The following is an 18010-nucleotide window of genomic DNA, read 5'->3' as shown; positions in this document are numbered from 1 at the left end:
GTGATACCGCCTTTTTTGTCTGTGCTATCTGACCATCTTCGACAATATAAGGTTAAACAATAAAACTCGCCCCTTGCTCAGCCGAAGAGACGGCCTGACGCATCACTTTAAACAACTCACGCCCCCACATCTGCTGATCGCGCTCAGTATCTAAACTGAGCGGCTGGCGTTGACTTATCTCGGTTAAGTTTTCCAGCGTGCCAGTAGTGCAATCAAGCCGCAGTCGATCACCGGTGCGAACCAAACCAATCGCGCCACCACGGACCGCTTCCGGTGACACATGGATCGCCGATGGGATCTTGCCCGAAGCGCCCGATAGACGACCATCGGTCACTAACGCGACTTTAAAACCCGCTTTTTGCACATTACCTAAAATCGGCATCAACTTGTGCAGCTCTGGCATACCATTGGCCGCTGGACCATTATGAGTCACCACCACGATGCAATCTTGGTTCAGTTCACCACGTTGGTAAGCCGCTTCCACTTGGTGTTGACACTGGAACACCACTGCAGGCGCTTCAATCACTTGCTGATCCGCCTTTACCGCAGACACTTTGATCACCGCACGACCTAAATTTCCATTCAGCACTTTGGTGCCACCAGTGGCTTGGAAAGCTTGATCCGGTGCCGCAATCACTTGCGCATCGCGCGTGCCTTGGCACGCCACCCAACGCAGCTCACCATCCATCAACTCAGGCAAGCTCAGTTGATCGCTAAACTCACCAAACACTGGAGTTACATCGGCATGCAGTAGTTTGGCCTCATGCAAACGCTGCATTAAGGCTGGTACACCACCCGCTTGTTGGAACGCGTTCATATCCGCTGGACCATTAGGGTAGACCTTGGCCAGTAACGGAACCACATCCGACAGATCGCTAATGTCTTGCCAAGTCAGCAAAATCCCCGCCGCACGCGCGACCGCGAGCATATGGATCGAGTGATTGGTACTGCCGCCCGAGGCCAACAGCGCAACAATCCCGTTAAGCAGACTTTTTTCGGTCACCACTTGATACAGTGGGCGATAGTTCGCCGAGCCTTGAGTCATGCTGGCAATTTTAAGCGTTGCATCATCATTGAGTGCTTGGCGCAGCTCGCTGTGTGGATGCACAAACGCCGAGCCTGGCAGCATCAGCCCCATCGCTTCAAACACCAGTTGGTTGGTATTGGCTGTGCCATAAAACGTGCAGGTGCCCGGCGCATGGTAAGCCTGACACTCCATCGCCAGCAGCGCCTCTTTACCGACTTGACCGGCCACATATTTCTGGCGCACTTCCACTTTCTCATCATTGCTGATCCCGGTGGCCATTAAACCCGCTGGCATAAAGGCGGTGGGCAAATGCGCGTAAGAGAGCGCGCCCATCAGTTGCCCTGGAGCAATTTTGTCACAGATCCCGAGCAGCAAAGTGGCATCAAACACATTATGGCTAAGTGATAATGCAGTCGCTTGTGCAATCAAATCTCTTGAAAATAGCGACATATCCATACCAGGCTGGCCTTGCGTCACCCCATCGCACATTGCTGGCACGCCACCCGCAACTTGAGCTGAGTGACCCAACTGCGCCAGCACCGTTTTGATGCGATCTGGATAGGCTTGATAAGGCTGGTGTGCGCTTAACATGTCGTTGTATGCAGTAATGATCGCTACATTGCTGCGGGTAAAATCCAAAATGGTGTTCTTTTCGGTACTGCAAGATGCGGCAACCGCATGGGCTAAGTTACCGCAAGAGAGTGCCGCACGGCCTTTGCCCGCTTGTTGCTGCGCTTGACTGCGCGCAATAAATGCTGCGCGCGCTTCACGACTACGTTCAATCAGATTGTCGGTTACCTTGGCTAAAATTGGATGGATCATAACCCCTCCTGCTCTTGCAGCGCTTGAATCGCACAGCTCACCACTTGCTCCACCGAGCAATCAATCGGGATGATCAGGGTTTGCGGCTCACCATCGGGACGCTCTAACGCTTCAAACTGGCTATTGACCATATTCTCTTTCATGAAATGGCCTTGACGAGCGCGCATGCGTTCCATGATCAAATCCTTTGATCCGTCTAAAAACAGGAAGGTCACGTTTTGGTTGCCTTCACGGATCTGATCACGGTACTGCTTTTTCAGCGCCGAGCACACAATCACCCCGTGCTCATTTTTGCTCTCTAAGCTATAAGCGGCATCGCGGATCCGCTCTAACCAAGGCGTGCGATCGTGATCGTTTAACGGCTGGCCAGACGCCATTTTTTGAATATTGGCGCGGGGATGCAAATCATCCCCATCAATAAATTTGCGCCCGGTCTGCCTTGCCAATAACTCACCAATAGTGCTTTTACCGCAAGCACAAACCCCCATCACAATGATGCTACTACCAGCCATAACGACTCCTTAATACCAAACTTGCGCGTGATCGCATTTTTAAAATTCACTTCAAAATATGGGTTTATCTTATTCATGTTATGGGTAACATGTTACCGGTAACTTTACTAAATGTGAGCTATAACACAAACTATAAAATCTGGACGGTGAACTTATGAACCCCCTACTACAAACCTCTGATCCGACTTACCTACTCTCAGTAGCCGTAGTGGCAATTATTGCCCTATTACTGCTGATCATTCGCTTTAAAATCCACGCGTTTGCCGCGCTGACCTTAGTCAGTTTAGGCACCGCCATTGCCACTGGCGTGGCCTCCGATCAAGTGGTTCCGACCATGATGAGCGGCTTTGGCGGCACGCTGGCCTCGGTCGCACTCCTAGTCGGCCTTGGCGCAATGATTGGCAAAGTCTTAGAAGTGACTGGCGGCGCGAAAGTGCTGGCCGACACTTTAATTGGTCGCTTCGGTGAGCAGCGCGCACCGTTTGCACTCGGTGTCGCCTCACTGCTGTTTGGCTTTCCGATCTTCTTTGATGCCGGCCTGATTGTGATGATGCCGATCATCTTCAGTGTCGCGAAACGCTTTGGTGGCTCACCACTCAAATACGCACTGCCTTCTGCGGGTGCCTTTGCGGTAATGCACGCGTTTGTGCCACCTCACCCAGGCCCAGTGGCTGCGGCTGAACTGCTTGGCGCCAACATCGGTTTATTGCTGATTGTCGGGATCTTGGTTGCCATCCCAACTTGGTACTTCGGCGCTTACCTATTTGGCCTGTACGCGGGCAAAAAATTCGATATTCCGCTCTCAAAAGCATTCTTCAATACCGATGCGATCATCGATGAAGCAAAACTGCCAAAATTTGCTACGGTCATGATCATTTTGGTTCTACCCGTGCTGCTGATTTTCATGGATACCGGTTTAAACACCTTAGCGGTAGCGGGTGTGATTGATGGCAAAACGCCACTGGTCGAATTGCTGCGCATGCTGGGTAAAACGCCGGTCGCCTTGCTGATCACCCTACTGGTCTGTTTGGCCGCCTTTGCCAAAGATTACGGCATGGCACGCCTAGAAAAACTGTGTGGTGATTCATTGGCACCAATCTGTGCAGTGATCTTAGTCACCGGCGCGGGCGGTATGTTTGGTGGCGTATTACGCGCCAGCGGCATTGGCCACGCACTGGCGGGCGTGCTGTCTGACACCGGAATGCCGATTGTAATTGCCGCGTTTGTGATTTCCACCTGTTTGCGAGTGGCGCAAGGCTCAGCCACAGTCGCCCTCACCACCACCGCAGCATTGATTGCACCGACCGTCGCTGCGACCACCGGTTTATCGGAGTTTGACCTGTGCTTTATCGTGATTTCGATTGCCGGCGGTGCTACTGTGCTTTCCCACTTTAACGATTCTGGTTTCTGGCTGGTATCACGTTTGATGGAGATGGATGAAAAAACCACTCTGAAAACGTGGACTGTGATGGAAACCCTATTGGGCGGTATCGCCTTCCTGATTGTGGCAACACTCAGCTTTATTCTGTAGAGGTATGGACTTATGACCATTGAACAACGCTTACGAGCGATCAAAATCGTCCCTGTGATTGCGATTAATGATGTCGCCCACGCACTGCCGCTGGCTAAAGTGCTGGTAGAAAATGGCTTGCCTTGCGCAGAAGTGACTTTCCGCACTCCAGCCGCAGCCGAATCGATACGCATCATGCGTGATGCGTATCCAGAGCTGTTGATTGGTGCCGGTACCGTGCTCACCAGCGCCCAAGTGGATCAAGCGATCGCCGCTGGTGCCGATTTCATTGTTAGCCCAGGTTTTAACCCAACCACAGTGAAATATTGTCAGCAGCGCAACATCCCGATCATCCCAGGCGTCAACAACCCAAGCCTAGTTGAACAAGCGATGGAAATGGGTCTACGTACCTTGAAGTTCTTCCCTGCTGAACCTTCAGGTGGCCTACCGATGCTCAAAGCGCTGTGTGCGGTGTACCCGATTAGCTTTATGCCAACTGGCGGTATCAACCCGACCAACGCCCCAGACTATCTGGCGCTTAAATCGGTGATCGCCTGTGGTGGTACCTGGATGGTGCCTACCGATCTGATGGATCAAGGCAATTGGGATGCGATCGCGGAATTAGTCCGTAACGTATAAGCTCCCCGCATAACGACAAAAGACCAAGCCGCCAAGCTTGGTCTTTTTGGTTTGGTATTTTGGGGTTGATGTACGCTAATGCCCCCGCTTGGCGACATTAAAAACCACATCAACCAGTGATAAATCACCGTTCAATTCAAGCTTTGCAATACAACAACTTATTCCAACGCGGCTAAAATGGAGCAGTGACTGGCGTTGTCTTCCAGATGTCCGCAGCAAGCATCATTGATGCGCTTGAGTGCGTTGCGAATGTGGGTTAACTCGGCAATTTTATGGTCAATGAGCGCGAGCTTAGCGCTGGTGATCGCTTTGACCTCAGCACAGCTATGTGCGGTGGCTTCGAGACGAATGTCCAGCAGCTCTTTGATCTCTTCCAAGCTTAAGCCTAATTGTTTGGCTTTTAAGATAAAATTCACCTGAACCAAGCTCGACTGATCATACATTCGGTAGCCCGCGTCACTGCGCGCGACAGGCACCAGTAGTGCATTTTTCTCATAGAAACGCAGCGTATCGCTGGAAACCCCACTGCGTTTGGCTAACTCTCCAATCTGAAACATAACTGCTCCTATTTACCGTTTCGTTAAAATTTATGCTTGAAAAAGCGTTTTTTAGCGATTATTTTTCCCATGCCAAACGATTGCGCGAGATCTTTTGTAATAGATTGGTTAGAATACGCGCCATCCAAATCAGGCAGCTAAGGTCTTTTCCCAAACGGCTCTGTTGATTGTGCTGAGCATGGTGTTGAAGTGCGCTTCACTCCCCTCCCACACGACAGATCACTTTCGGCAAATATCTTTTAAAGGAAAATGGAAGCATGAACAACGCTCGTCCTATTCATCGTGCGCTTCTCAGCGTATCAGATAAAACCGGCATTGTTGAGTTCGCAACCGCGCTTGCAGAGCGTGGAGTGGAACTTCTCTCCACCGGCGGTACCGCTCGCCTACTGGCCGAACAAGGCCTAGCTGTCACCGAAGTTTCCGATTACACCGGTTTCCCAGAAATGATGGATGGACGGGTAAAAACACTGCATCCTAAAGTACATGGTGGCATTCTAGGCCGCCGTGGCCAAGATGACGCTGTGATGAACAGCCACGGCATCCAACCGATCGATATGGTGGTGGTTAACCTGTATCCTTTCGCACAAACCGTGGCTAACCCAAATTGCACGCTCGAAGATGCCATCGAAAACATCGACATCGGTGGGCCAACCATGGTGCGTTCTGCGGCGAAAAACCATAAAGATGTAACGATTGTGGTTAATGCTAAAGACTATCAGCGCGTCATTGGTGAAATGGATGCTAACCAAAACTCACTCACCCACGCTACCCGTTTTGATCTAGCCATTGCTGCGTTTGAACACACCGCCGCCTACGATGGCATGATCGCCAACTACTTTGGCACCTTAGTGCCATCGTATGGTGACAACCAAGAAGGTGATGCAGAATCTCACTTTCCACGCACGTTCAACGCACAGTTCATCAAAAAGCAAGATATGCGTTATGGCGAAAACGGTCATCAAGCCGCGGCATTTTATGTTGAAGCGCAGCCGCAGCAAGCCTCCGTCGCCACCGCGCGCCAAATCCAAGGTAAAGCCCTCTCTTACAACAACATTGCCGATACTGATGCGGCACTCGAGTGCGTTAAAGAGTTCAGTGAGCCAGCGTGTGTGATTGTTAAACACGCCAACCCATGTGGTGTGGCTCTGGGCGATAATCTACTGCAAGCTTACAACCGCGCGTACCAAACCGACCCAACTTCGGTCTTTGGCGGTATTATCGCGTTTAACTACGAGTTAGATGGCGCAACGGCACAAGCGATCATCGAACGCCAATTTGTCGAAGTGATCATCGCGCCGAAAGTCTCTCAAGCGGCGATCGAAGCGGTGGCAGCGAAACAAAACGTGCGCTTGCTCGAATGTGGTGAATGGCAAGGCCAAACCACGGGTTTTGATTTGAAACGCGTCAACGGTGGTTTGCTGGTGCAAGAGCGTGACCAAGGCATGGTGACCCAAGCAGATCTGCAAGTGGTGTCCACTCGTCAACCTAGCGAAGCAGAGCTGCGCGATGCACTGTTCTGCTGGAAAGTGGCCAAATACGTTAAATCCAACGCGATTGTGTACGCTAAAGGCGATATGACGATTGGCATTGGCGCAGGTCAAATGAGCCGCGTCTACTCGGCGAAAATTGCCGGTATCAAAGCCGCCGATGAAGGATTACAAGTGGCTGGCAGTGTTATGGCTTCCGATGCCTTCTTCCCATTCCGTGATGGGATTGATGCCGCGGCCGAGGCAGGCATTACCTGCGTGATCCAACCGGGTGGTTCAATGCGCGATCAAGAAGTGATCGATGCCGCCAACCAACACGGCATGGCGATGATTTTCACCGGTATGCGTCATTTCCGTCATTAATTGGTTCTCGATTCTAGCTCCTAGGGTCTAGGAGCTAGGCCTTGGTTCTAGTAACTAATCCATTTATTAAGGATGTTAACATGCAAGTTCTCATCATCGGCTCTGGCGGTCGTGAACACGCCCTAGCGTGGAAAGTCGCGCAAAATCCACAAGTGACGAAAATTTATGTGGCTCCCGGCAATGCAGGAACCGCCCTTGAGCACAAAGTACACAACGTCAATATTGAAGTGACCGATATTCCCGCGCTGGTCACTTTTGCTCAGCAACAGGCGATTGAGCTCACCATCGTTGGTCCTGAAGCTCCGCTGGTGATTGGGGTGGTCGATGCATTTCGTGCCGCAGGCCTGCCTATTTTTGGTCCAACCCAAGGCGCAGCGCAGCTTGAAGGCTCAAAAGCGTTCACCAAAGATTTCCTCGCCCGTCACCACATCCCAACCGCCGCTTACGCTAACTTCACTGAAATTGAGCCCGCACTGGCTTATGTGCGTGCACAAGGCGCACCGATTGTGGTCAAAGCCGATGGTTTAGCGGCCGGCAAAGGCGTGATTGTCGCGATGACCTTGCAAGAGGCAGAAGAGGCGATCCACGATATGCTGGCGGGTAATGCGTTTGGCGCCGCCGGCAGCCGAGTGGTGATTGAAGAGTTTCTCGATGGTGAAGAAGCCAGCTTTATCGTGATGGTGGATGGCGAAAATGTGCTACCCATGGCCACCAGTCAAGATCATAAACGTGTGGGCGATGGCGATAGCGGCCCGAACACGGGCGGAATGGGCGCTTACTCGCCTGCTCCGGTCGTGACTCAAGCGATCCATGATCGAGTGATGCAAGAAGTGATCTACCCAACCGTGCGCGGTATGGCTGCAGAAGGCAACACTTATACAGGCTTCTTATACGCAGGGTTGATGATCGACCAAACTGGCGCGCCAAAAGTGATTGAGTACAACTGCCGCTTTGGCGATCCCGAAACGCAACCCATCATGATGCGTCTGCAGTCGGATCTGGTCGAACTGTGCCAAGCCGCGATTGCGGGTCAACTCGATCAGGTGGAATCGAAGTGGGATCCACGTGCCGCAATTGGTGTGGTTCTCGCCGCGGGAGGTTACCCAGGGGATTACGCAAAAGGTGAAGTGATTTCTGGTCTGCCGACAACCGAGAGCGAGGGACAGAAAGTGTTCCACGCTGGTACGGAAATGCAAGGCGATCATGTGGTGACCAATGGCGGGCGAGTGCTGTGTGCCACTGCACTCGGTAACACGGTGCTTGAGGCGCAGCAACGCGCTTATCAACTAGCCGATCAAATTCGCTGCACCGGCATGTTCTGCCGCCGCGATATCGGCTATCGCGCGATTGCACGCGAGCAGGCTCAATAACCCAGCCCTTATGCAACGGCGAGGTTGTGGTGATACCGCCGTAAGAAGCCATTAGCCAGCAACGAACACTATACCCAAACAACTTGGAGTTGCAGGTAGGCGGCAAGTGAGTGAATCCCCATGAGCATAGACACACTATGTGATTGGGGTGAACGAACGTAGCCAACACCGCTGCAGCTTCAAGTAGGAAGGGGATATTGCCTGCGGCGGCGGGTTGAGTTAATCAAGCAGCGCTGGGCGTTTCACACAGTCGTAGTTTTCCGCCTCAAGCAGCAGTAACTCATCAATATGTACCGTACCGTTACGAATTTTGCCGAGGAACGCCACGTAACTCTTAATCGAAGCAAGACGATTGAGCATAAAGCTGGGCAAGGTTTGGTTAAACTCCACCCGCTGGTATTCAACACCGCTACAGGTTTCAAACACCTTGCCATTCCAATAGCCTTGCAGCAGCTCTAAGCCTTGCTTGTCTTGCTGTTTAGACACCTCAGCCACCGCTTTGGCTTGCAGCACATAGTCTGTCAGTTGCTCATCACTCATCGGCAATACTTTACCCGCGAGCCGATATTGCTGATACACCGCTTCACCTTGGTTACTAAAGCGAATATGCACTCGAAATGGCTGTAATTTTTTGCCTTCAAGGTATTCACCTTCGCGGCGAATTTCACGCACTCGCCCCTCTTCCCAGCGATAGCTGGACTGATAACTGCCATGATTGCCAGAGGTCACATAATCAGCCGCCGAACTCGGTTTTTGAAAGCGCTCGGTATACCAGTAAAAACTGGTCGCCTCACTGATCGCTTTACCACCGGTAAATTGATTGATCTGCTCAAGGTTAGGATTGGGAGTGGAACCGCAGCCAGCCAATAAGCCAGATACGAAAAAAAGGAGGGATAATCGCTGCTTCATAAATAAAAAAACGCCGAGAGTTTTCATCTCGGCGTAGTATAAAGCAATTACTTGATCGCGTCTTTCAGCGCTTTACCTGCCACAAATGCAGGAACATTAGCTGCCGCAATATTGATCTCTTCACCCGTTTTTGGGTTACGGCCAGTACGCGCAGCACGATGATTAACTTTGAATGTACCAAAACCAATCAGTTGTACTTGGTCGCCGTCTTTCAGAGCACCCTCAACCGCACCCAGAGTCGCTTCGAGAGCTGATTTGGCTTGTGCTTTGGTCAGGTCCGCTTTCTCTGCAATAAAGTCGATCAATTGGGTCTTGTTCATGTAGGTTTCCCTTCTCAATAGGTTATCGAATCGAGCTCACTCTAAAACATAACTGCCTGCTCTGGCAAAGGTTTGTCGCGCAACTTTAGCTTTTATGACGCACTTTTAACCGCAATATGAGTAATAACTCACAATTTGTTACTTCTCCTGCCCAAACTGGGTTTAGCCTCAGAGGATAAACACCTTGCTGAATAAGGGTTGAAGCTAGCATCACCAGCCGCTGGGTGAATGCGATCGCTCATTATCTCACTCAATTAAGTCATCCATAGATGGGGTTATTTAATTTCTACTCGGCGGTTTTGTGCTCGGTCAGCCTCATTCGCATTGCTCGCAATAGGGCGAGCTTCGCCGTAAGACACGCTTTGCAACTGTAATGGTGTTTGTGCAGATTGCTGCAAATAAGCTTCCACGCTGGCTGCTCGGCGCAGGCCAAGCGCAAAGTTATACGCATCACTTCCTGTATTATCAGTATGTCCTTCGACAATCAGGGTCGGATTGTCTTTTAAGCTTACCAAGAGTTGATCGAGCAGATAACGCGAAGCTGAAGTCAGCTCAGCACTATCAAATGAGAAATAGACTCTAGCCAGCGTCTCTTGCGATCCTGCTTGCCAAGATTTGGCATGGCTTAACAAGTATTCAGCACAGTTCGCTTGTACTCCAGCGGCGACCATTTGTTGCTCAATAAATGCAGCACTGGCTTGAAATTGCCCCACTTGCTCAATGTAGGGAAATGCAGCGTGATTGACTAATACGCGTCGACCAGAGCCGACCTGAATTTGCTGTTCAAACTCCAGCTGCGGGCCATTACAGTAGTGATGAAACGCGCTTTGACTCGCATTAGAAACCGCCAACGCATTAGTCATGCCAAAGCCAACAAGCAGTACAATCATCGAGAGCTGGCGGAAAAGTGTTTTCATGATCAGAATTCCTCTGTACAGGGAAAATATATCGTGTAAATAAAATTATTAGTCAAAATAAGCCATTGTTCTTTATTGCGATAAATGACCAATTTCTTCCGTGATCAACTCAAGGATTTTGTTTTTAATATCATCTCGATTTTGAGCTTGAAAAACGTTATCAGCTCCGACGCAATCAGCCAGTTGCGGATTGTCCTTAACTTCATAATCAAAACCCACAGCAAATATTCTTGCTTTTACATTGTCGCCATTTGAGTGCTGTTGACTATTGAGTTTATCAAAAATAGTTTTACACAGACCCGCTTGAATAAGTTTCTGCGTTGTTTTTTTATTTGACTCAACACCATCAGATAAAATGATAATTAACTGCCTTGGGTTTTCTCCTTGTTGATGAATGATTTGAGCTCCTCGAATTAACCCAGCATAAAATGCCGTACCACTGCCAGAACCACTGGTTATATTAAACGAGTTTGAGTTTATTTTTGTTTTCAAAGAAGCCATATCATCGGTCAAGAGAACATCCTCAAATGAGGAAACATTGGTCACCTCTCTTTTTTGCCAAGGCGTATGTGCTATAGAATTCAGATTGAATACATCTCTAACTGTCGCAGTATAATTAACCGAAGTGTCACTACCACCTGGATTGTTTTTCGTACATTCTTTTTCATTATTCCCACAAATTAGATGTGAATAAAAATAACGAACATTATTATTGTACCTACTGGTATAATAATCGAAACCAACCACACCAAGCTTATTTTTCAAACTTTTATCAGCCATATAGCCATTAAAGCTATCTAATTCATCGGCAATAACAACAATAATATCTTTAAGATCGAGAAATTTCTTCTTCGATCCTCCTTTCCATGTGTTATGCATTGAGGCAGAAAAATCTGATACCAAGATGACATCCACCGTTTCCGAGTGAAATTTTCTCGTCACCGAATGACTGGCAATATCATAGTCTTTGCCAAAACCAATAACGGCCTCATTACCCGGAAACCAGGTTGGCTGACTGATTTTAGCGGTCACTTGATATTCAAAAAAGCGACTTTCATCGTCTTTACAACGATTATTATCTTCACAGTTAATCTTTTTGATTTGAATATCAGACTCTTGAATAGTCGCAGCTGGGAAATAGTACTCAAGATAATTTTTGGCGAGCTTTACATTATCTGAACCTTGGCCAGCTACCGCAAGACTGGCAACCTCAACCGCTTCTAATAAACGCGCTTTATCTTGAATGGCCCGTGCGCCATCGGTACCCAGTGTAAAAATACCAAATAACACCGGAATAAATAGCGAAAATAGAATCGCCGCATGGCCGGATTGATGGTGTAAACGCGAATAAGTGTGCATATTTATCTCCCCATACTGACAGAGCGACTGCTGACACGTGAAAATTGTTGGCCAATTAAATGCCCATACCAACTTGGCGTATCATAACAGAGCGTCACTTCATAAAGTGTCGCATGGCGACCGAAGGTAGTAATAAAGTCGAGATCCTGCAAAGATTGTGTATTGTTACAATTGATGTAACCTCCAGAAAAAGGTGCTCGCACATCTTTATTTTCACGCACCATCCGGATCTGAAAACCAAATTTTTCCGGGTCAAAATTATTGGTAGTACGCTTTAATGATGCCAAGGTAATGTCATATAATTGCGTTGCTTCAGTTCCAATCTCTTTACTAGGTTCAAAGTCAAAATGATCCGTATCATAAACTTCGGTACGCTCTTTAATAATCGCTGCCGCAGAATAAGAAAGCCGCTCTAGTTTACCTTTATAAGCCAGTTTGACGACGATATCCGCACTAAATACCAACAGCAGAGCAAAGAATACACCAACAATCGCAAACTCGACGGTAAAATTACCTTGTTGTAATTTAACGGGTAAATTTTTCACGTTGATACTCCTGAATAACAATAGCTTCCCGAGCAAACACCGTTTTATCATTTAAAAAGAAATTAAAAATCGGCTGATAATCATAAGTGATGCTATATACCGCAATCGCCATATTTTTAGGATCATTACAATTCAGTTGATCACCATCTTCACCAAGGCAATTTTTCTCATAATCGTGCAAATCATCTAATTTCTTCACAAACTGGATACTGTATTGAAATTTATCAGCACTCACGATATGAGACCATAAACTGTCTTGCTGCTCTAAAATGGTTTTAAACTGGGCTTGATAATAAGTACCATCGACTTTTTTGGTTTCTCTGGCTGCGCTAGCAATCGCTAAGTCACCCAGACTGGAAACATAAGAGAGAAAGCTCATTTCGACCCAAGCCATACACATCAGCCAAAAGGCAAAAAAACCACCAACAAACTCAATGGTTGCCACCCCAGATTGCTTTTTAGAAAACAAAAGACGCATCGACTTGCTCCTCTGCTTGTAGGTTGAGCGATGAATGGCTTAACGAGTCATGGCTGGTCAATGGCTCCGTGGTTGCCGCCTCAGTCACTGGATTGATCAACTGCACTTGACGCAAGTTAAGGTACAACTGATAAAGCTCTTGATCACCATATTGCTTGCCATAGAAAGAACGCAAATGCTCATAGCTGCCAATTTGTGCCATGGCTAAGGCTAAATTGGCAGTAACCGTTTGATCAGCTTGACCATTAAGATAAATCGGCAGTAAACGTGCCGCCGCACTTTGGTAGTCCTGTTCAAAAATATCGAGCAGCGCTAAATTATTTTTAATCGTGACATCATCAAACATCAGTTCACGCGCACGGTTAAAACTAGCGCGAGCTTTAACTCGCTCGCCTTGTTGGGCATACAAGATCCCAATCAAATTGAGTGTTTTGCCACTATCAGGGTTCGCTTGTAACGCAGCCAGCAACGACTCATGTGCCGGCTCGGCTAAATTGAGTTGATATTGCGCGCGCCCTTGCAGAAAAAACAATTCGTCGCGCGGCAAAGCCGTACTGCCACTGGTCAGCGGGGCGAGCGTAAACAAGGTTGATTCGGGATCACCACTATCAAAGTAGGCTTGCGCCAATTTAAACCGGGTGGTTGGGTTTTGTTGTTGCTGCAGTTGACGCTTATACAGCGCTATCAAGCCGGCTTGATTATTGGTTTTGATCAGTAATTGCTCTTCATCAAACTCCAGTGGCTGGCCGTAATTCTGAGTCGCGGGTTTACTGGCACTATCGAGAGGCAACAAGCTGCTACAACCAGTAAGCAGCATGAGACTGAGCAGCAAGATTCCTTTATGCATTGATCATCATCCTCATCACGCCTGGGGCGGCAATTAAAATCACAATCGGCACCATAATAAATACAATCAATGGGATAGACATTTTCGCCGCCAATTTGCCAATTTTCTCTTCGATGTGCAGCATCTGCACTTCACGGATATCGGCCGACAAAGTCGTCAACACACTGTATATCGAACTGCCATACTGCAAGCTTTGCTTTAAGGTCATCACGAAACTGCGCATCTCATTCGACGGAACCCGTGCGTATAACTCATCCAACGCCAGATCTAAGCCAACCAGTCTTGATCTATCGTCGGTTTTCACTAATAAGTAGCTGATATCTTTATCGAAGCCCTTCATTTCTTTGGCGAGGTAGCTGATCGCAGCTTCAATCGTCATACCGGTTTGCACACAAACCGCCATCAAATCGAGTAGATAAGGCAGCTTGTTGGAAATTTTATGGCTGAGGCCCTTAGCGCGCATCGCTAGATAAGCATCCGGAAAAATCAAACTCACCACTAACCATAGCGCCATAACCAACCATAACTGATTGGCTAACCAACTGACCTGTAGCGAAAGCAGATAAATGCCGAGCGCACCAAGCACTAACAAAGCATATTTGAGTGGCATAAAATAAGTTGCCAATTGCGGATGGTAAAAACCCGCAGCTAACATTTTCTGCTGTTGCAGCGTTTTATCTGAAGAAAACAGCCGATTCAATGTGGCCGATAAACGCTCCAGCAGGGTGATTTTTTGTTCACTCTGACGGCTTGCTTGGTGCAGATAAAAATCTTTCCAAAATTGGCTTTTCTTCTCTTGGCGCATCGAGATGATCAGCAGTAGCACCCCAAACGCCAGTATGGCGATAGGAAACAGCGGCCCAGCCTTGGCAATCGCGGCCCATGAAAAATTAGCGAACACTCTTCATTAACCCCCATACAATCGAAATCCCTATCGCTTCACTGATCAGGACGTAGTAAAGGATTGGCCGCCCAGCCGGATCAAACATCACAAACTCATAGTTTTCTGGACTAAGGTATTGCAGCATGAATAGAAAGAAAAAGGGGATCGCGGCAACAATTTTGGCCGAGGTTCGCGCTTCTGAAGTTAAGGCGAATTTCTTCTTCTCAATTGAACGGGCATTAAACAGCAACCGATTGAGGCGCAGAATGACGTCTTTCAATTGCCCGCCGCGCTGCATATTGGCGCGCAAGGTGATCACAAAAAAATGAAAAGAAGGGTATGGAAAACGCAAACAGGCTTTACGAAACACATCATCAGGCGATTCGCCAAGCTGCAAGCGCTTGCCCATAATTTTAAATTCTTTCCCCACTTCGCTGTTGAGCGAATTACCCACGTACATGATCGCATGAGTAATACTTTCACCAGAAGAAACTGCACTGCTGAGCATGCTCAAAGCATCAGGAAAGCTCTCTTCAAACTCAGTCTGTTGACGTTTTTGCAACCAGAAATACGCAAACGTCACCCCAGCCACCACCCAGAGCACCACCACAATCGCCACGGAACCACGCACAAAGCGTTGATTAAATTCAATGCCAAACAAAATCAGCCCAGCAATAAAGCCAACCACTTTTAGCAAAGCCAATTTACCCAATTGTTTACTCAAGTTTTTCCAGAACTGCTCAATCCGATCCTGTAAAGTACGGTAAGAGAGCGATTTGATATCAATCGCTTGATGTTCAGAGATCATCGAATCAACGTGTACGGTTTTCGCCATTTCAGCCAAATAATCATAGCGATCATATTTGCGCTGCCGGATCCCAGCCAGCAGCAAAACCATCCCCACTCCAAGTAGCAGCAACCAAATCATGCGGATTTCTCCTCTAGCGCCCGAAATGCCTTGGTCAAATGATCTTCTAAGCCAAAGAAACGCGCTTTTTCATACAGCACCGAACGCTGCATTAAACCCGAGGTAATAAAATGCCCGTTAACTTTGCCCTCTTCACTTTGGCGGTCGCTCGGTTGGAAGCGGAAAATCTCTTCCAACACCACGCTGGAGCCTTCTAGCCCCACCACTTCGGTAATGCTCATCACTTTACGGCTACCATCATGCAAGCGACTGATCTGAATGATCAGATCTACCGCACTGACAATGGTACGGCGGATCGCTTCTAGCGGCAGACTGCTGGTTGCCATCATCACCATTGACTCAACCCTAGCTAAAGCATCCCTTGGCGTATTGGCGTGCAAGGTTGACATTGAACCATCGTGGCCAGTATTCATCGCTTGCAACATTTCAAACGCTTCGCCACCACGACACTCACCGACGATAATTCGATCCGGACGCATCCGCAGTGAGTTAATCACCAGATCACGCTGATTGATCATGCCGGTATTTTCAATCCCTGCAGTCCGAGTTTCCAAACGCACCACATGCGGCTGCTGCAAGCGCAATTCTGCGGCATCTTCAATGGTGATAATCCGTTCATTTTCACCAATAAATTGTGATAGCGCATTCAGCATGGTGGTTTTACCTGAGCCAGTACCACCGGAAATCAGAATGTTGAGACGACATCTCGCTGCGACCATCAGCACTTGCGCCATCTCTGGGCTCATTGCGCCAAATTCACACAGCTTAGTAAAATCGATGCTCTGCTTTTTGAATTTACGGATCGAGATCGCGGTGCCATCTATCGCAATCGGTGGAATAACAATATTAACCCGGCTGCCATCTTGTAAGCGCGCATCACAGGTCGGCGAGGATTCATCGACCCGCCGTCCAACACGAGACGCGATGCGTTTGGCAATATCCAACAGTTGGCGCTCATCAATAAAATCGATTTGCGCCTTTTCAACCAAACCACCCCGTTCAATAAACACGCTTTGATGGCCATTAATCATAATGTCGCTGATCGAATCATCGTCCATTAAGGTCTGCAATGGCCCGAGCCCAACCAGTTCATCGACCAAGTTTTTGACAAACTCAGCGCGGATCACTTTCGGCACGGTTAAGCGCTCGCGTTCGATCAATAAACCCACCGCGCCGTCAAGTTGCTTGGCGAGCTGCTCTTTGCTCATTTGAGCAATCGCTTCCGGCTCTAACGCATCAAAAATTTGTTTGCGCAGGCCAACGTAGATTGCTTTGGCGCCGATCATTTACGAGACCACTTCTGTTTAAGTGCATCCAACATACCAGCCTTGCTACTGACCGTTTCACCTAAGATCAACGCAGTGAGGTTTTGTAGCGGCTCAGCCGCTTTTAACTTAGAGGTCACCAAACGCTGATTTTCTAATACGGTATGGTTGATGGTGTCACAAAATGGAATATCGATATCGATGGGCTGCTTTAAAATACTTTCCGCATCTTGCTTGGTCGCGGAGTGCAATTTAACCGGCAAGGATTGATTAAACACTGTCAGTAGACGCAGAGCAGGATTGGTATTGGCTTTGCTGATGCGCTCTTTTAATCTTGCTGCTTCACGTACCGAAGAGACCGTCGGCTCAATCACCAGCACTATCACATCGGCTTGAGATAAAAATTTATCAGCTTCAACCGCAAAACCTACCGAAGCGGATAAATCTTCTAGGATAAAGTTAACCTCTTCCGAAAGTTGGTCGACCACCGCATTGCTATAATCAAGCAACGATAGTGTATCTAGATGCTCTGAAGTCAGCGCCAACATCGACAACATCGGGGTGTGCTTATACAACAAGCTTTGTGCTGAAGCGCTGTCGAGCGAAGAAGAAAACGCCCCTTTTTGGATGCGGCGCTTTTCCATTTTGCGAATGCCGAGCAAAATATCTAAGTTGCCACCTTGAAAATGCTGCTCGACTACTAAACAAGAAGTGTTGCGCACACTAGAGAGCTGATAGGCGATTTCGGCAGTGATCAAACTGGTGCCTACCCCACCTTTACTACCGAGCAAACTCACGTATTTAGCACGGCGTTTTTGACCCGGACCGCGATGACTACTGCGCTGACGGTTATCATAAACACTCTTCACAAAATCAATCAGCTCTTGCTTGGTCACTGGCCAAAACACATAGTAAAAGCCCATGCTTTTTAGATTACGAATGGTCGAAATCGCATCTTCACTACCAATAATAATCACCGAAGCATGGTTTGGCAGTAGGTGGCTAATGCGCTCGGCATCTTGGCTGATATTGTGACTGTCATTAAGCTCAATGATCACAATTTCGATATCTGATTGACGCACATGAGCCGCGATCGCTTCATCGCAATTTTTTACCGCAACCGGTGGCACTATCCCTTCAAAGCGATAAGCCTCCATCACTAACTCTTGGCATTGTTCCGTTTGATAAAACACGACCGTGGTGATTTTTTGCTGATCAATCACCTCAGTGGCTTGTTTTTTACTTAATAGATCGACTAAATCAAACATAATG

The 18010-nt window shown here is 48.2% G+C and carries 18 protein-coding genes and 1 pseudogene; 5 read left to right on the top strand and 14 right to left on the bottom strand.

The genetic code is table 11. From position 1 onward, the window contains the following. Positions 1-52: 52 nt before the first annotated feature. Positions 53-1849: a phosphogluconate dehydratase gene (gene edd / locus OOK74_RS00870; protein WP_278182936.1), complete on the bottom strand. Its 1797-nt coding sequence runs from the start codon at positions 1847-1849 to the stop codon at positions 53-55. Further along, positions 1846-2361, bottom strand: coding sequence for a gluconokinase (locus OOK74_RS00865; RefSeq protein WP_166013847.1), 516 nt, complete (start codon positions 2359-2361; stop codon positions 1846-1848). Before OOK74_RS00865 ends, edd begins: the two co-directional genes overlap by 4 nt. 154 nt (positions 2362-2515) lie before the next feature. On the opposite strand from OOK74_RS00865, the gene OOK74_RS00860 reads away from it, so the two are divergent. After that, entirely contained in the window at positions 2516-3892 is a 1377-nt protein-coding gene (locus OOK74_RS00860) for a GntP family permease (RefSeq protein ID WP_166013848.1), read from the top strand. Between the two features lie 12 nt (positions 3893-3904). Next, entirely contained in the window at positions 3905-4510 is a 606-nt protein-coding gene (locus OOK74_RS00855) for a bifunctional 4-hydroxy-2-oxoglutarate aldolase/2-dehydro-3-deoxy-phosphogluconate aldolase (RefSeq protein WP_166013849.1), read from the top strand. Between the two features lie 158 nt (positions 4511-4668). Here the strand turns inward: OOK74_RS00855 and zntR are convergent, their stop codons facing one another. After that, positions 4669-5067 carry a Zn(2+)-responsive transcriptional regulator gene (zntR, locus tag OOK74_RS00850; RefSeq protein WP_278182935.1) on the bottom strand — a complete coding sequence of 133 codons (399 nt, stop codon included), beginning with the start codon at positions 5065-5067 and terminating at the stop codon, positions 4669-4671. A gap of 32 nt (positions 5068-5099) precedes the next feature. On the opposite strand from zntR, the pseudogene OOK74_RS00845 reads away from it, so the two are divergent. The 3 genes and pseudogenes from OOK74_RS00845 to purD all read left to right on the top strand — a co-directional run. Next, positions 5100-5233, top strand: a pseudogene (locus OOK74_RS00845) (phosphoribosylamine--glycine ligase); the annotation flags it as partial. A gap of 91 nt (positions 5234-5324) precedes the next feature. Beyond that, positions 5325-6917 (top strand): bifunctional phosphoribosylaminoimidazolecarboxamide formyltransferase/IMP cyclohydrolase, encoded by a 1593-nt coding sequence (gene purH / locus OOK74_RS00840; protein ID WP_278182934.1) that lies wholly within the window; start codon positions 5325-5327, stop codon positions 6915-6917. A gap of 80 nt (positions 6918-6997) precedes the next feature. Beyond that, on the top strand, positions 6998-8287 hold the full coding sequence (gene purD / locus OOK74_RS00835; protein ID WP_278182933.1) for a phosphoribosylamine--glycine ligase: 1290 nt from the start codon (positions 6998-7000) through the stop codon (positions 8285-8287). 219 nt (positions 8288-8506) lie between these two features. On the opposite strand, the gene OOK74_RS00830 is transcribed toward purD, so the two are convergent. The 11 genes from OOK74_RS00830 to OOK74_RS00780 all read right to left on the bottom strand — a co-directional run bounded on the left by OOK74_RS00830 (position 8507) and on the right by OOK74_RS00780 (position 18006). Next, the gene (locus OOK74_RS00830) at positions 8507-9196 is read right to left on the bottom strand and encodes a DUF1481 domain-containing protein (protein ID WP_278182932.1); all 690 of its coding nucleotides are present in this window, start codon (positions 9194-9196) and stop codon (positions 8507-8509) included. Positions 9197-9243: 47 nt separating this feature from the next. After that, positions 9244-9516 (bottom strand): nucleoid-associated protein HU-alpha, encoded by a 273-nt coding sequence (hupA, locus tag OOK74_RS00825; RefSeq protein ID WP_166013866.1) that lies wholly within the window; start codon positions 9514-9516, stop codon positions 9244-9246. A gap of 275 nt (positions 9517-9791) precedes the next feature. Next, positions 9792-10433, bottom strand: coding sequence for an OmpA family protein (locus OOK74_RS00820; RefSeq protein ID WP_278182931.1), 642 nt, complete (start codon positions 10431-10433; stop codon positions 9792-9794). Between the two features lie 72 nt (positions 10434-10505). Further along, on the bottom strand, positions 10506-11792 hold the full coding sequence (locus OOK74_RS00815) for a TadE/TadG family type IV pilus assembly protein (RefSeq protein ID WP_278182930.1): 1287 nt from the start codon (positions 11790-11792) through the stop codon (positions 10506-10508). A 2-nt stretch (positions 11793-11794) separates the two neighbouring features. Then, positions 11795-12337, bottom strand: coding sequence for a tight adherence pilus pseudopilin TadF (gene tadF, locus OOK74_RS00810; RefSeq protein ID WP_278182929.1), 543 nt, complete (start codon positions 12335-12337; stop codon positions 11795-11797). Beyond that, the gene (locus OOK74_RS00805; RefSeq protein WP_274723253.1) at positions 12318-12815 is read right to left on the bottom strand and encodes a TadE family protein; all 498 of its coding nucleotides are present in this window, start codon (positions 12813-12815) and stop codon (positions 12318-12320) included. The genes tadF and OOK74_RS00805 overlap by 20 nt, the downstream gene beginning before the upstream one ends. Next, the gene (locus OOK74_RS00800; RefSeq protein ID WP_278182928.1) at positions 12796-13662 is read right to left on the bottom strand and encodes a tetratricopeptide repeat protein; all 867 of its coding nucleotides are present in this window, start codon (positions 13660-13662) and stop codon (positions 12796-12798) included. The genes OOK74_RS00805 and OOK74_RS00800 overlap by 20 nt, the downstream gene beginning before the upstream one ends. Next, the gene (locus OOK74_RS00795) at positions 13655-14563 is read right to left on the bottom strand and encodes a type II secretion system F family protein (protein WP_278182927.1); all 909 of its coding nucleotides are present in this window, start codon (positions 14561-14563) and stop codon (positions 13655-13657) included. The genes OOK74_RS00800 and OOK74_RS00795 overlap by 8 nt, the downstream gene beginning before the upstream one ends. Beyond that, the gene (locus OOK74_RS00790) at positions 14553-15473 is read right to left on the bottom strand and encodes a type II secretion system F family protein (protein ID WP_278182926.1); all 921 of its coding nucleotides are present in this window, start codon (positions 15471-15473) and stop codon (positions 14553-14555) included. The genes OOK74_RS00795 and OOK74_RS00790 overlap by 11 nt, the downstream gene beginning before the upstream one ends. Continuing rightward, positions 15470-16759, bottom strand: a complete 1290-nt coding sequence (locus OOK74_RS00785; protein ID WP_278182925.1) for a TadA family conjugal transfer-associated ATPase — start codon at positions 16757-16759, stop codon at positions 15470-15472. Before OOK74_RS00785 ends, OOK74_RS00790 begins: the two co-directional genes overlap by 4 nt. Beyond that, positions 16756-18006, bottom strand: coding sequence for a CpaE/TadZ family protein (locus tag OOK74_RS00780; protein WP_278182924.1), 1251 nt, complete (start codon positions 18004-18006; stop codon positions 16756-16758). The genes OOK74_RS00785 and OOK74_RS00780 overlap by 4 nt, the downstream gene beginning before the upstream one ends. Between the last annotated feature and the right edge of the window lie 4 nt (positions 18007-18010).

The sequence above is a fragment of the Vibrio misgurnus genome, from assembly GCF_029635775.1.
Classification (GTDB): domain Bacteria; phylum Pseudomonadota; class Gammaproteobacteria; order Enterobacterales; family Vibrionaceae; genus Vibrio; species Vibrio chanodichtyis.
Note: the sequence above shows the minus strand (reverse complement) of the source record. Positions and strands in the feature narration are given on the sequence as shown.

What these genes read in the sequence shown, in the direction of transcription:
- OOK74_RS00790 (WP_278182926.1), bottom strand. Translation starts at nt 15,473, where the DNA reads ATGATTTGGTTGCTGCTACTTGGAGTGGGGATGGTTTTGCTGCTGGCT.
- OOK74_RS00805 (WP_274723253.1), bottom strand. Translation starts at nt 12,815, where the DNA reads ATGCGTCTTTTGTTTTCTAAAAAGCAATCTGGGGTGGCAACCATTGAG.
- purD (WP_278182933.1), top strand. Translation starts at nt 6,998, where the DNA reads ATGCAAGTTCTCATCATCGGCTCTGGCGGTCGTGAACACGCCCTAGCG.
- OOK74_RS00800 (WP_278182928.1), bottom strand. Translation starts at nt 13,662, where the DNA reads ATGCATAAAGGAATCTTGCTGCTCAGTCTCATGCTGCTTACTGGTTGT.
- zntR (WP_278182935.1), bottom strand. Translation starts at nt 5,067, where the DNA reads ATGTTTCAGATTGGAGAGTTAGCCAAACGCAGTGGGGTTTCCAGCGAT.
- OOK74_RS00820 (WP_278182931.1), bottom strand. Translation starts at nt 10,433, where the DNA reads ATGAAAACACTTTTCCGCCAGCTCTCGATGATTGTACTGCTTGTTGGC.
- OOK74_RS00830 (WP_278182932.1), bottom strand. Translation starts at nt 9,196, where the DNA reads ATGAAGCAGCGATTATCCCTCCTTTTTTTCGTATCTGGCTTATTGGCT.
- edd (WP_278182936.1), bottom strand. Translation starts at nt 1,849, where the DNA reads ATGATCCATCCAATTTTAGCCAAGGTAACCGACAATCTGATTGAACGT.
- purH (WP_278182934.1), top strand. Translation starts at nt 5,325, where the DNA reads ATGAACAACGCTCGTCCTATTCATCGTGCGCTTCTCAGCGTATCAGAT.
- OOK74_RS00785 (WP_278182925.1), bottom strand. Translation starts at nt 16,759, where the DNA reads ATGATCGGCGCCAAAGCAATCTACGTTGGCCTGCGCAAACAAATTTTT.
- hupA (WP_166013866.1), bottom strand. Translation starts at nt 9,516, where the DNA reads ATGAACAAGACCCAATTGATCGACTTTATTGCAGAGAAAGCGGACCTG.
- OOK74_RS00815 (WP_278182930.1), bottom strand. Translation starts at nt 11,792, where the DNA reads ATGCACACTTATTCGCGTTTACACCATCAATCCGGCCATGCGGCGATT.
- OOK74_RS00780 (WP_278182924.1), bottom strand. Translation starts at nt 18,006, where the DNA reads ATGTTTGATTTAGTCGATCTATTAAGTAAAAAACAAGCCACTGAGGTG.
- OOK74_RS00855 (WP_166013849.1), top strand. Translation starts at nt 3,905, where the DNA reads ATGACCATTGAACAACGCTTACGAGCGATCAAAATCGTCCCTGTGATT.
- OOK74_RS00865 (WP_166013847.1), bottom strand. Translation starts at nt 2,361, where the DNA reads ATGGCTGGTAGTAGCATCATTGTGATGGGGGTTTGTGCTTGCGGTAAA.
- OOK74_RS00860 (WP_166013848.1), top strand. Translation starts at nt 2,516, where the DNA reads ATGAACCCCCTACTACAAACCTCTGATCCGACTTACCTACTCTCAGTA.